At 65.8% G+C, this 12,152-nt stretch carries 15 protein-coding genes and 1 pseudogene; 5 read left to right on the top strand and 11 right to left on the bottom strand.

What is annotated here, in order from left to right; genetic code table 11:
* The 3 genes and pseudogenes from H9638_RS06260 to ppk2 all read right to left on the bottom strand — a co-directional run.
* Nucleotides 1–323: pseudogene (locus H9638_RS06260) on the bottom strand (HNH endonuclease); the annotation flags it as partial.
* A gap of 575 nt (nt 324–898) precedes the next feature.
* On the bottom strand, nt 899–1,636 hold the full coding sequence (locus H9638_RS06255) for a FadR/GntR family transcriptional regulator (protein WP_191746314.1): 738 nt from the start codon (nt 1,634–1,636) through the stop codon (nt 899–901).
* Nucleotides 1,637–1,687: 51 nt separating this feature from the next.
* Entirely contained in the window at nt 1,688–2,689 is a 1,002-nt protein-coding gene (gene ppk2, locus H9638_RS06250) for a polyphosphate kinase 2 (RefSeq protein ID WP_191746313.1), read from the bottom strand.
* Between the two features lie 116 nt (nt 2,690–2,805).
* Here ppk2 and H9638_RS06245 point away from each other — a divergent pair, with 116 nt between their 5' ends.
* Nucleotides 2,806–3,708: a GmrSD restriction endonuclease domain-containing protein gene (locus H9638_RS06245; RefSeq protein ID WP_191746312.1), complete on the top strand. Its 903-nt coding sequence runs from the start codon at nt 2,806–2,808 to the stop codon at nt 3,706–3,708.
* A gap of 632 nt (nt 3,709–4,340) precedes the next feature.
* On the opposite strand, the gene H9638_RS06240 is transcribed toward H9638_RS06245, so the two are convergent.
* Both H9638_RS06240 and gluQRS read right to left on the bottom strand, forming a co-directional pair.
* Nucleotides 4,341–4,823: a nitroreductase family deazaflavin-dependent oxidoreductase gene (locus H9638_RS06240; protein ID WP_191746311.1), complete on the bottom strand. Its 483-nt coding sequence runs from the start codon at nt 4,821–4,823 to the stop codon at nt 4,341–4,343.
* A gap of 127 nt (nt 4,824–4,950) precedes the next feature.
* Nucleotides 4,951–5,841, bottom strand: a complete 891-nt coding sequence (gluQRS, locus tag H9638_RS06235; protein WP_191746378.1) for a tRNA glutamyl-Q(34) synthetase GluQRS — start codon at nt 5,839–5,841, stop codon at nt 4,951–4,953.
* A gap of 127 nt (nt 5,842–5,968) precedes the next feature.
* Here gluQRS and H9638_RS06230 point away from each other — a divergent pair, with 127 nt between their 5' ends.
* Both H9638_RS06230 and H9638_RS06225 read left to right on the top strand, forming a co-directional pair.
* On the top strand, nt 5,969–6,874 hold the full coding sequence (locus tag H9638_RS06230) for an LLM class flavin-dependent oxidoreductase (protein WP_191746310.1): 906 nt from the start codon (nt 5,969–5,971) through the stop codon (nt 6,872–6,874).
* A 50-nt stretch (nt 6,875–6,924) separates the two neighbouring features.
* On the top strand, nt 6,925–7,368 hold the full coding sequence (locus H9638_RS06225) for a nucleoside deaminase (protein WP_191746309.1): 444 nt from the start codon (nt 6,925–6,927) through the stop codon (nt 7,366–7,368).
* A 24-nt stretch (nt 7,369–7,392) separates the two neighbouring features.
* Here the strand turns inward: H9638_RS06225 and H9638_RS06220 are convergent, their stop codons facing one another.
* Entirely contained in the window at nt 7,393–8,106 is a 714-nt protein-coding gene (locus H9638_RS06220; protein ID WP_191746308.1) for an MBL fold metallo-hydrolase, read from the bottom strand.
* A gap of 102 nt (nt 8,107–8,208) precedes the next feature.
* Between H9638_RS06220 and H9638_RS06215 the strand changes: the two genes are divergently transcribed.
* A complete protein-coding gene (locus H9638_RS06215; RefSeq protein ID WP_191746307.1) occupies nt 8,209–8,730 on the top strand; it encodes a TetR/AcrR family transcriptional regulator in 522 nt (173 codons plus the stop codon).
* Here H9638_RS06215 and H9638_RS06210 read toward each other — a convergent pair.
* From H9638_RS06210 to H9638_RS06190, 5 genes are all read right to left on the bottom strand, one after another.
* Nucleotides 8,727–9,140 carry a VOC family protein gene (locus tag H9638_RS06210; RefSeq protein ID WP_191746306.1) on the bottom strand — a complete coding sequence of 138 codons (414 nt, stop codon included), beginning with the start codon at nt 9,138–9,140 and terminating at the stop codon, nt 8,727–8,729. The genes H9638_RS06215 and H9638_RS06210 overlap by 4 nt on opposite strands.
* 111 nt (nt 9,141–9,251) lie before the next feature.
* Nucleotides 9,252–9,689 carry a VOC family protein gene (locus tag H9638_RS06205; protein ID WP_191746305.1) on the bottom strand — a complete coding sequence of 146 codons (438 nt, stop codon included), beginning with the start codon at nt 9,687–9,689 and terminating at the stop codon, nt 9,252–9,254.
* A gap of 31 nt (nt 9,690–9,720) precedes the next feature.
* Nucleotides 9,721–10,200: an SRPBCC family protein gene (locus H9638_RS06200; RefSeq protein ID WP_191746304.1), complete on the bottom strand. Its 480-nt coding sequence runs from the start codon at nt 10,198–10,200 to the stop codon at nt 9,721–9,723.
* Nucleotides 10,197–10,700, bottom strand: a complete 504-nt coding sequence (locus H9638_RS06195) for an SRPBCC family protein (protein WP_191746303.1) — start codon at nt 10,698–10,700, stop codon at nt 10,197–10,199. The genes H9638_RS06200 and H9638_RS06195 overlap by 4 nt, the downstream gene beginning before the upstream one ends.
* On the bottom strand, nt 10,697–11,062 hold the full coding sequence (locus tag H9638_RS06190; protein ID WP_191746302.1) for an ArsR/SmtB family transcription factor: 366 nt from the start codon (nt 11,060–11,062) through the stop codon (nt 10,697–10,699). Before H9638_RS06190 ends, H9638_RS06195 begins: the two co-directional genes overlap by 4 nt.
* Before the next feature lie 667 nt (nt 11,063–11,729).
* Between H9638_RS06190 and H9638_RS06185 the strand changes: the two genes are divergently transcribed.
* Nucleotides 11,730–12,113 (top strand): excalibur calcium-binding domain-containing protein, encoded by a 384-nt coding sequence (locus H9638_RS06185; RefSeq protein WP_191746301.1) that lies wholly within the window; start codon nt 11,730–11,732, stop codon nt 12,111–12,113.
* The last annotated feature ends 39 nt before the right edge of the window (nt 12,114–12,152 follow it).

The raw sequence follows: 12,152 nt of genomic DNA, 5'->3' as shown, positions 1-12,152 counted from the left end.
CGCCATTCGCTGAGGACTCCAGTGGATAAGGCGGCCAGGGTGTGGGGCATTTCGTGGACCAGGGCTTTGCCGAGGCCTAGGTGCCTGCCGCCGCGGTGGGGTGAGTCCCTCCGGGCCAGTGCGATCTGCGTTCCGATACCGCGCCCGAGCTGGGTCGGCGGGATCCCGGCCCGGGCCTGTGCCTGCCGCTGGGAAGCATCAAACGCAGCAGCCGCACGAGCCTGCACCGCGGCTGCCGCAGACTTCAGTTCTTCCAAAACCCGCGTCAGGTCAATCAGGTCCGAATCGCTCAGGCGGATTACATCAGAGTCGCTGTCCTCCAAGAGGCGAACCCACTCACGGACTTCGACGACTCGGGAACGGGCTGCATGCTGGCGGGACGGGCCGGTGGTTCCCCGATCAGAGAACGTATTCGCATCTGCGGGATCCGAGAGAACATCTGTGGACTCGGGGTGAAAAGGACGGTTCGCCGGAGTACGGCGTTTCGGGTGCGCCTTTGGCACCTCGGGACCTGCCCAATGAGTTCCGCCCCGTAGTTCCGCTTCCATCTCCAACATGGTCAAAGGCTAGAAACCAGCAGCCGATCCGGGGCCAGTGGAAGACCCAAATGTGGATAAAAATCCCAGCTACTGGTGCAGATCGGAACCTGTGGAGGACAAGAGTAGGGAGCAGCAGTGGTCGCTGCTCGCTCGCTCCGCTGCCGCTCCGGCACCGCAGCTCCGTTGGACTCCGCGCCTCCGCCATCACGCCGCCGCTCCGCGCTCCGCGCGCCGGCCGCGCCGCCGTCGCGCCCCGCGCCCGGCCGCTCCTCCGTCGCGCTCCGCGCTCGGGCCGCTCCCCGCCCGCGCCCGCGCCGCCACGCTCCGCTCCCGCGCCACCCCGAGCCCGGCCAGCACAACTACCCCTCCAAAACCTCCGGCTGCGTAAAGATCCGCGGCTCGTCCTTCCAGACACCCTCGACCTCAGACTTTGTCCGCCGCATGATCTGGTCCATCGCAGCACGCGCCGCTTCGGGCTGACCCGCCTGGATGGCGTTGGCGACGTCGACGTGCCATTGCAGCGCTTCTTCGTGTGGATGAGTGGGCATGAGCCCGTAATCGGTCCGGCCGCGAAGGACCTCAGCGATCATGGATTGCATCTGACTGAACATTTCATTCCCCGACGCCGCCAGAACCAGAGCGTGATAGTGAATATCCAGCTCCAAAAACTGCTGCAGATCCCCGGCACGGCCCACAGCACGCATCTTCGCGGCAACAGCCATAAGCTCGGCGGCCATATCCTCCGGAGCGTGTTGCGCCGCAAGCTCCGCGGCAGCAGGCTCGACGGCGGAACGCAGCTCGGTCAGGGACCTCAGCTGAGCGCCCTTGCCCGACTTGGCTGCGAGCCGCCACCGCACAATGTAGGGATCGAACACGTTCCAGGATGTTTCCGGAAGCACCCGGATCCCCACCCGTTTGACGGTTTCCACCAAACCAAGGGATTGCAGCACCCGGACAGCCTCACGGGCAACAGACCGGGAGACATTCAGCTCCGACTCGAGCTGTTCGGAGAGCATGGTGTCGCCGGGAGCCAGCTCGCAGGAAACAATTCTCCGCCCGAGCGATTCGATGACCAGGCTGTGCAGGCGCGAACTCATGGGAGTCTTCGGGTAGCAGTCACCCAGTCATCATATGCAACGCTGACCGCATCAGTTCTGCGGTTTGACCACGGGAAACATTCCGTTGGGCTCTTCGCCTTCCTCGTAATGACTGGCTGCCGGACCCACGATCAGCTGGTCCGGAGCGTGCGCGACGCTCAGGTCCTTGTTCGGATAGTCCACCCCGTGCAGGACAAAGCGCATCGCCTCGAGCCGGGCCCGCTTCTTGTCGTTGGATTTCACCACCGTCCACGGCGCGTCGCCGGTGTCCGTGTAGAAGAACATGGCTTCCTTGGCCTGCGTGTAGTCGTCCCACTTGTCCAGGCTGGCCAGGTCAGTGGGGGAGAGCTTCCACTGTTTGACCGGATCTGTTTCGCGCGCGGCAAACCGGGCCAGCTGCTCCGCCCGTCCCACCGAGAACCACAGTTTGCGCACCAGCACGCCCGAGTTCACCAGCATGCGTTCCAGCTCGGGTACTTCCCGCATGAACTCCAGATACTGGGCGGGGGTGCAGTAGTTCATCACGCGTTCGACGCCGGCACGGTTGTACCAGGAACGGTCCATCATCACGATCTCCCCGCCGCTGGGCAGCCGGGCGACGTACCGCTGGAAATACCACTGCGTGCGTTCCTGATCGGAGGGCTTTTCCAGTGCGACGATGCGGGCGCCGCGGGGATTCAGGTGTTCGTTGAACCGCTTGATCGCGCCGCCTTTTCCGGCGGCATCGCGGCCTTCGAAGATGATCAGCATCTTCTGGCCGGTTTCTTTGACCCAGAGCTGCATTTTCAGCAGCTCGATCTGCAGCTGGCGCTTCTGCTGGTTATAGGACCGGCGGGACAGCTTCTTGTCATACGGATAGTTATGCGTCCAAGCGGCGTCATCGCCCTTTTCTTTAATAACCGCAGTCTTGGAGTCCAATTCCTCCAGCTCATCGAGTTCCGCTGCATAGTCCTCCGCAACGGACACTTTTGGGTCTGCACCGTCGGATGCGGCAGGCCGTTTCCCATTCGCCTGCTTGGGACCGGTGGGGATTGTGTTCTTGCCGGTGGCCATGGGTTCTCCTCGTGAGGGGTTGCACCACCGAATTTACGCGCCGGCACTGGCCAGCGAAAGGGCGCGCCGTGAGCCTCCCCGGCTTTTGGGCAAAGCGCGCCGATAATTGATGCCAAATGAAATACCTGCGCTCCATTCTGCTGTCCCTGTCCGTCCTTTCGTTCCTCGTCTTCGGAACCGCCTGCGTCCCGCAGGACTCCGGACCCGCAGCGGCGGCGCCACCCACGCAACAGGCCCAGGCCGGAACCGCGCTGGAGCAACTCGCCGGGATCACGATCAAGGGCAGGGCGCCAAAAACCGGATACGACCGGGACGAATTTGGGCCGGCCTGGGCCGACGTCGACCGCAACGGCTGCGACACCCGCAACGACATCCTGGCCCGGGACCTGATAAACCTTTCCTTCCGGGAAGGCACCAAGGACTGTGTGATCACCTCCGGCATGTTCCTCGACCCGTACACCGGCACATCCATCAGCTTTGTCCGCGGCAATACAACCAGCACAGCGGTCCAGATCGACCACGTGGTGGCCCTGTCCGACGCCTGGCAGAAGGGCGCCCAGCAGCTGAGCGCGGAACAGCGCCGGCAGCTCGCCAACGATCCGCTGAACCTGCTGGCCGCCGATGGTCCCACCAACGGCGCGAAGTCGGATTCCGACGCCGCCACCTGGCTGCCGCCGAACAAGGGCTTCCGCTGCGAATACGTTGCGCGGCAGGCCGCGGTGAAAGCAGAGTACGGGCTCTGGATGACCCAGGCCGAACACGATGCGATCGCCACCGTCCTCTCCGGCTGCCCGGATGAGCCCGTGCCGGCGCGGGAAGGGGCGGCGGCCCGGGCCGCCGCCGGAATAGACGCTGCCGGAATAGGCGCAGCGGGAACCGACGCCGCAGGGACCACGACGCCGGTCTATGCCAATTGTTCGGCCGTCAAGGCTGCGGGAGCCGCGCCGATCCGCCCCGGTGATCCGGGCTGGGATCCAAAGTTCGACGGCGACGGAGACGGAGTTGGCTGCACCTCCTAAGCGGACCTTCCGGGCCCGCAAAACACTCCGTCAAACACCTTCCGATGCGGACCAATCCTGTCCTGAACGGCATCGTCCGGACCTGCCGAAGCTTCTAGCGTTAGTTCCGGTAAGAAGAGCTCCCTGCCGGACAGTGCGCACAGCGCAGTGGCGGCACAGGGATATAGGGATAGGGATGTGAGTAGAGCCATGGGGCTGATGGAGATTGAACTGGCGCGGCTGGATTACCGGGAGCGCGCGGACGAAGCGGCTCGGGCAAACGCCGAGCACCGCCGAAGGGCCGAGTACAGGAGAAGGGCTGAGCGCAGGAGAAGGGCCGAGCACCGTGCGGGGACAGAGCGCCGCAGCGGGTCAGGGACCTTGGCCAGCCAGGCATCCGATACCCGCGGTGGCGAATCTCCGGCTGGCACGGTCCGGAGGCCGGCAGGCGAATCGGAACTGACGTCAGAGTCGACGCCGGGACTGCTGCCAGTCCCGGCCCGTCGGGAAGCAAAGATTGATTCCCCCGTGCTTTCGATCCGCTTGGGCGGATTCCGCTACCGGCTGTGGTTTACCCGCAGCGTTGCTCTCTAAACCAGGCCGCTGCAAAGGAACGGCGCTGCTGCAGGGTCAGCTTGAACCGGGGCCGCACCTCAGTCCGCCGGCGCAGGTGCCGCGGCCCCAGGCGCATCCTCCGGAACGTCCAGCCGCTCCAGAACGAACACAGGGATCTCCCGATCAGTCCTTGCCTGGTAATCGGCGTACGGCGGGTAGGCCTGGACGGCGCGTTCCCACCACAGGGCCTTCTCCTCGCCTGTGATTTCGCGGGCCTGCATATCCCACTTCTGCGGACCGTCCTGCAGCTCCACATGCGGATGGGTCTTCACGTTGTAGTACCAGACCGGGTGCCGGGGCGCGCCGCCGAGCGAGGCGACCACCGCATAAACGCCGTTGTGCTCCACCCGCATCAGTGGTGTCTTGCGCAGCTTGCCGGTCTTCGCGCCTTTGGTTGTCAGCAGGACAACAGGCCGACCGTTGAGCGTGGTGCCGCGGGTGCCGCCGGAGGACTCAATTTCCTGGGCCTGCTTCGCGGACCATTTGCTGGGACTGGGGACGTATTCACCGGTGAGGGGCATGCCACCAGTGAACACCTCGGCGGCAGAACGTGGCCAGCCCTCAAAACCGGTAAATATTCCGGCCGGGCTCAGGCAGGATCAGTTCAACGCCCGCGGTTCACAGGCCCGCGGTTCGACGACCCATGCTTCAACGATCCGCGCCCGGCGGCTCAAAGACCCACGGATGCAGTGGCAGTTTGGCAGGGTCGAAGGCAGCCAGGGCCTCGGGCAGAGTTCCCGGGAGGCCCAGCGATCCGAGGATCATCGCCGTCGCCTCGGGTACCGAAATCCCCAGTTCAGCCAGGGCTCCCAGGGTTACCGCGCCGTCCCGCTTGGCCAGACGCTTGCCGGTACGTCCCAGGACCAGCTGGACGTGGACGTAGTCCACCGGCGGCAGTCCCAGCAGCGAGGCGAGGTAAGCCTGCCGGGGTGTGGAGGACAAGAGGTCGTCGCCGCGGACCACCTGGTTGACCCCCTGGGCCGCATCGTCGACGACGACGGCCAGGTTGTAGGGCGGGACGCCGTCATTGCGCAGCAGCACCAGGTCATCAACCGCGCCGGTGTAGTCTCCGTGCAGGACATCATGCACGGTGTACTCGGTGACCTCGGATCGAAGCCGCAGGGCCGGCGGACGTTCGGGCCGGCGTCGTTCGCGTTCCGCCTCGGAGAGATTGCGGCAGGTCCCCGGATAGGACCCGGGCGGGGAATGCGGGGCGCGGGGTGCATCCGAGATCTCGCTGCGGGTGCAGAAACACTCGTAGACCCTGCCTTCTTCCTGCAGCCGTTGGATCGCTTCGAGGTAGACCGGAGTCCGGGCGGACTGGCGGAGGATACCGCCGTCCCAGTCCAGCCCGACGGCGGCCAGATCGCGCAGCTGCGCTGCTTCGGCGCCGGCGCGGGCCTGATCCAGGTCCTCCACGCGGAGGAAGAAATCCCGGCCGGTGCTGCGCGCGAAGAGCCAGGCCAGCAGGGCCGTCCGGAGGTTGCCGACGTGCAGCTCACCTGACGGGCTGGGAGCAAAACGTCCGGCACCGGCCACGGAAACACTGGCAGGGGCGGCGGGAATCTCAAGAGGCACGTCTTCCAGCCTACAAACCCTGCTGCCCGGATGCGGCACCGGAGGACTAGGCTGGGCCGTCCCGCACCACAGACGCCAGGAGTCCACGATGCCCGACTACGGCCGCGACCTGCTGTTCGGAGCCTTCATCACCCCCTTCGCCTCCCCGCCGCAGCGCGCCGTCGAGCTGGCGCAGACCGCCGAAGCCGCCGGACTGGACCTGGCCGCATTCCAGGACCACCCATACCAGCCGCGGTTCCTGGACACCTGGACGCTGCTCTCCTACGCGGCAGCGCGGACCACCCGGATCCGGCTGGCTACGGATGTGCTGAACCTGCCGCTGCGGCAGCCGGTGGTTGTGGCCCGCAGCGCGGCGAGCCTCGACCTGCTCAGCGGCGGCCGCTTCGAGCTTGGGCTGGGCGCCGGAGCGTTCTGGGACGCGATCGCGGCCGCCGGCGGAGAGCGGCTCAGCCCGGGCGACGCGGTCACCGGCCTGGCAGAGGCCATCCGGATCATCCGCGGGATCTGGGACGTTTCCGCGGGCACCCCGCTGCGGGTGGAGGGGACGGTCCACCGGGTCGACGGCGCCAAGCGCGGCCCGGCACCGGCGCACGACGTCGGCATCTGGCTGGGGGCCTACAAGCCACGGATGCTCCGGCTCACCGGAGAACTGGCAGACGGATGGTTCGCCTCACTCGGGTATCTGCCGGGCGGTCCACGGGAGCTGGCCGGGTTAAACGCCCGAATTGACGACGCCGCTGCCGGGTCCGGGCGCGATCCGGCGGATGTCCGCCGCCTGCTGAACATCAGTGGTTCCTTTGGATCCGCCGGCTCCGGACTGCTGCAGGGACCTCCAGGCCAGTGGGCGGGTCCGCTGGCGGAGCTGGCACTGGATTACGGGATCTCGGGCTTTATCCTGTCGAGCGACGATGCCGCCGATCTGTCCCGTTTTGGGAGCGAGGTCGCTCCCGCTGTGTGGGAAATCGTAGCGGAGGCACGGGCCGCCGGTGGCTGAAGTCCGCGAGGCCCTTCCCTGCCGGGGGCTGCGGCTCCTACTGTGGGGCCATGACATCGGAGTTGTTGCTGCCCGCGCTGAACGCCGCCCGGAAGGGTATGGCGGAAGGCGGTATTCCCATTGGGTCGGCGCTGTACGTTGAAGGTGCGATCGTGGCGACGGGACGCAACCGCAGGCAGCAGCTCGGCAGCGTGATCCGGCACGCGGAACTGGACTGTTTGGAGCAGGCCGGACGGCTTCCCGCCGGGTCCTACCGGCAGGCCACCCTGGTCACCACGCTGTCGCCGTGCGACATGTGCGCCGGAGCAATTCTGCTGTACGGGATTCCCCGCGTAGTCATCGGAGAGAACCGGAACTTTACCGGCGCGGAGGACCTGCTCAGGAGCAGGGGAGTGCAGCTCGAAGTCCTGGACGATGAGGCCTGCGCCCTGCTCATGGAGGAATTCATGACCGAATATCCCTCGCTGTGGAACGAGGACATCGGGCTCCTGTAACCCCTCTCCCCGCAAGCCGCCCGCTTAGGCCTGCGCCCGCACCTCGGCTGCCAGGCCGGCAACCGGTCCGTTCCACGGAGCCCCGTGGCCGGGCAGGACCCAGTTGACCTGTTCCAGGCCGGTGACGCGGTCGAGTACCTCCAGTGCCTGTGCCGGATCGTCGGTGAAGGGCGCCGGCTGGGGGCCAAGCTGACCGGTCAGGACATGACGGGTGGTCAGGGCGTCACCGACGAAGAGCGCTCCCGCGGCCGGAACGTAAACGGCCACGCTGCCGGGGGAGTGCCCCGGCAGTCCGATGATCTGCGGGGAGCCGGGCAGGTCCAGTACGTCGCCGTCTTCCACGGGGACGACGTCGGTCAGGTATTTGGTGCGCCAGCCGCCCTTCCGGATGGAATAAGCAAGGAAGCCCGCGGTGGGACCGATACGCATGCGGCCGGCCGACGCTTTGGGTTTGTCCTGGCCCTTGGCCCGGGCAGCGTCAGCGCTGTGCACATAGACGGGAATGCCGGTGGTCAGGCGGAGCCGCTCAGCGAAACCGAGGTGGTCGGTGTCGCCATGGGTCAGCACAATGCCGCGGACATCGGAAAGGGAACGCCCGACGGCGGCGAGCTCGCGCTGCAGGTCGCGCCAGTGCCCAGCGAGGCCGGCGTCGATAATCGTGATGCCCTCATCCGTAACGACCAGATACGCTGCCACGATGTCGTTGCCGATCCGGTGCAGCTGCGGTCCAAGCTTCATGGTTTTCTCCTCCACCGGCCGGGGCGTGTCCCGGCGATATGGTTACGGTAATTAGCTATGATGGCTAATGTCAATAGCTTACGTTTCCAGCCAGGAGTTGTTATGCCCACACCGCAACGAACATCGCTCGCTGAAATCGTGGGGGCCGGCAGGGAGGTCCTGGAGACGGGCGGTCCTGACCGGGTGACCATGCAGGCGGTGGCTGAACGGGTGGGCGTCCGGGCTCCGTCGCTGTACAAGCGTGTGCAGGGCCGGGAGTCCTTGCTGACGCTGATCGCCGCGGCCACGCTCCAGGAACTCCGGGAACGCTTGGCAGCCCAGGACTCACTGGCTGCAATGGCGCACGCGTACCGGGCTTTCGCACATGAGCGGCCGGAGGGCTTTCGGCTGCTCAGCACCCGCAGCGCTTCGGCTGAGGACCTTGCCAGGGCCAGCGAACCGGTCCTGGCTGCAGCGCGGGCCGCTGTTGGTGACGCGGACGCGTTGGAAGCCGCACGCTTTATGACGGCGTGGCTGACCGGCTTCATCTCCATGGAACTCGCAGGTGCCTTTCGTCTGGGCGGTGACCTGGATCGGGCTTTCGCCTACGGCATCGACCGGGTGACCGCTGCGCTCGCGGGCTAGCGGAGCTCGTCCAGTTCCTGAAACAGGGTCAGCTGCAGTCCGGCCGGGCCGTTGAGCCGGGAGTTCAACGACCGCCACGGGGTCTCGCGGGGCTCAGCAACCAGTTCGGCTCCGCCGGCCACCGCCTGCTGGGTGCGGGCAGCGGCGTCGTCCACTTCGAAGGCCACCCGGAGCTTCAGGCTGGGCAGCCCATCCGCTTCCACCTGGTCAATCATGCGGACCTGGGCCGGATTGGAGAGCTCCAAGGTGGCGCGGCCGGCGTCGAGGATCGTGACCCTGGCGCCGCCTTCGCCCTGATAGGCCTCCTGCTCGGGCAGGCCCAGGACGTCCCGATAGAACGTGAGGGCGGCGTCGTAATCTTCGGCTTCGACCACCAGGCGCAGCTGGCGGACGGGATTCGGTGTCTCCATGCCAGCACCAACCCTGCACGCGGCCGTTGCATTCCCCGCTCCGCAAAACCCAGCGACGGCGGCAGCTGCCTGTCCTCGAAAAGGCAGCTGCCGCCGTCGTACTGTTGGAGTTTATTCGGGTTCGCCGGCCGCGGCGGCTTCGGGATCGCGGGGGATCAGCGGCTTTTCGGCACGCGCCTTGATCTGCTGCACCACCCAGCTGTTGCCGTCCGGATCGTCGAAGGTGAACATGGTGCCGCCGTCGCGCTCGTCGAGCACCATAATCTCGCCGGCCTCGACGCCACGGGAGAGCAGTTCCTTCCGGGCTGCCTCAGCATCGGAGACCACCAGCTGCAGTCCTTTGATGGAGCCCGGCTCCATCTGGGCCTGCCCGGGAACGTTGCCGATCACGATCGAGCAGCCGGATCCGCGGGGTGTCAGCTGGGCGAACTGTATCTGCTCCGTCACGGTGTGGTGATCGAGCGTGAAGCCCACCTGGTCGGCATAGAACGCGATACTCCGGTCCAGGTCGCGGATCGGGAGCACAATGACTTCCAGAGTCCAGTCCATGGTTCCTCCACACGTCGTATCCGGCAGGGCGTCAGGCAGTGGCGAAGGCCAGCAGCTGCTCGAGCTTGTCGTAGCCGGAGGCCATTCCGGATTCCATCCCCGAGGAGACGAAGTTATCCCGCGTCTCAACGGAGGGATAGAGGGAATGGCCGATCAGCCTGGAACGCCCGTCCGGAAGGTCCTCGAAACGCATGTAATCCAGGCTCGTCTCGTCCGGGAAGCCCTCGTACTCGAAGGTCTGCAGGATGAATTCGTCCGGACGGACGCTGTGGAATACACCGCGGAACGCATACTCGCCCTCACTGTCGGTCTGGACGAACCGGTAGCTGCCGCCCGAGGTTGGTTCGAAGGCGTCGATCCGGGTCTCCAAGGAGCCGGGTCCGATCCACTGGGCGTAGGATTCCGGGTTTACATGGGCGCGGAAGACCTCACGGGCGGGGTAGTCGAATTCGCGGACGTAATCGATGTACGGGACGCCGTCGGGAACCGTAACTTCCAGTGCGTTGGTCATGATGCCTCCTGAGGGGTCTTTTCGCTGAGGGTGCCCAGCAGTTCTTCGAGCCGGTCATAGCCTTCGCCGAGGCCTTCCTCCATGCCGGAAGCGGCCATCCCGTCGCGGGCCTCCATGCTGGGGTACACAGCGTGCGCGGTGAGCCGGGTCCTGCCGTCGCCCAGATCCTCGAACGTCTGGGATTCGATGCTGACGACGTCGGGGTAGCCGGAAAATTCGAAGGTCTGGATCGCGAACTCGTTCTCACGGACGGTGTGGAAGATGCCGGAAAAGTCATACGCGACGCCGTCCGGACCGGTGTGGGTGTATTTGTAGGAGCCGCCGGTGGTGAAATCGTAGTGATCGATTTCCATTTTCAAACCGCGCGGCCCAAGCCACTGGACTATCAGCTCCGGATCGCGGTGGGCCCGGAATACCTCTGCCACCGGAAAATCAAGCTCGCGGGAGAAATCGATGAAGGGGACGCCCTCGGGGGCGGATACATGCAGTGCGTTGGTCATGAGGGATCCTTTGCCTGCGGGCCGCTGCTCGCGGCCTGTTGGAAGAGCACGGCGTCGAGGCTGCGGAACTGCTCCTCGCGGACCAGCCGGTAGCGGTCGATCCACGCGGTGAGCGCCTCCAGGCGTGCGGGGTTCAGGTGTACGGGCCGGCGCTGGGCGTCACGGGTTCGCGTGACGAGCTGCGCCTGCTCGAGGACCTGGATGTGCTTCGAGACCGCCTGCTTGGTGATCGCGAAGGGTTCCGCCAATTCGTTGACCGTTGCCGGGCCCTTGGAGAGCCTGGCGATGATGCGGCGGCGAGCCGGATCGGCAAGGGCCAGGAAGGCCTTGTCGAGGAGGACGTCGTCACGGGATTCGTTCATGTGCTGGCCAACGTTTCGTGTGCAGTAACCAAAAACGCTTATTCAAGGTTGCGTTTTATCAACTAGGAGGTTGATTAGGCCCCAACCTACGCCTGCCCGGGAGCGTGGGCAAGGGTGGGCCGGATGTTTTTTTGACTAATTCTGGCGGCTGCGGCACGCCCACGCCCCAGCGTTTTCGTCATGCAGCACTTCTCCTCCACAGCTGCTGTTAGCGTATGGGCGATGCGCTCGCATCTACTTGTTTGACTCATTCCTGGGGGAATCCATGTCCGTTCTGCCTGTTCGTCGTAATTTGTCCATCAACCGGGCAGCGCGTCCTGGCCGTTCCGGGGCAGTTACCCTCGGGGCGTTGGCCCTTGCCGTCGTCGCGCTCTCCGGGTGCGGCGGTAACGCGGAACCTGCGGCCGCCGGCACGCCCACACCGTCCGAGACGACCACCTCGCCGTCGCCGACACAGACACCTATTGCGAATCAAGCCTGCAAGACGGTCGACGCCACACAGACGCAAAGCGCGAAAGCCAGTCCGAGCCCGAGCCAGAGCTCCAGCAGTGCGAAGGCATCCGCCAAGGCTTCGCCCTCCTCTTCCGCGACGTCTCCGTCTGCTGCGCCATCGTCCGGAAGCGTGGTCTACGTCTGCACGGAGAATGAGCAGGGCAGACTTGTCTGGATGGACAAGGACAGCTCCGTCAAGCTGGTTGCCGCTCGGAAGGCTGAAGCGGATCAGAAGGCAGCGGAGGAAGCGGCTGCAGCGGCCGAGGTTCAGCGGCTGGCAGACGAAGCTGCGGCGGCCCAGGCAGCTGCGGCCCAGCGTCTGGCAGATGAGGCTGCGGCAGCTGAAGCACAGCGCCTGGCAGATGAGCAGGCCCGCCAACAGCAGTACGTGCCGCCGGCTCCCGCACCTGCCGTGCCCGCTCCGGCACCGGCACCGGCAAACGTTTACTATGCGAACTGCGCAGCTGCCCGAGCAGCCGGAGCAGCCCCCGTCTACGCCGGCAGCCCCGGCTACGGGACGCATCTGGACCGCGACCGCGACGGCATCGGCTGCGAGTAACAGTTCAGTTTTCCGCATCCCTGAGAGGTGCTGTGGAGC

This window comes from Arthrobacter pullicola, from assembly GCF_014836875.1.
GTDB lineage: Bacteria > Actinomycetota > Actinomycetes > Actinomycetales > Micrococcaceae > Arthrobacter_B > Arthrobacter_B pullicola.
This window is presented reverse-complemented; position numbering and strand designations above follow the sequence as displayed.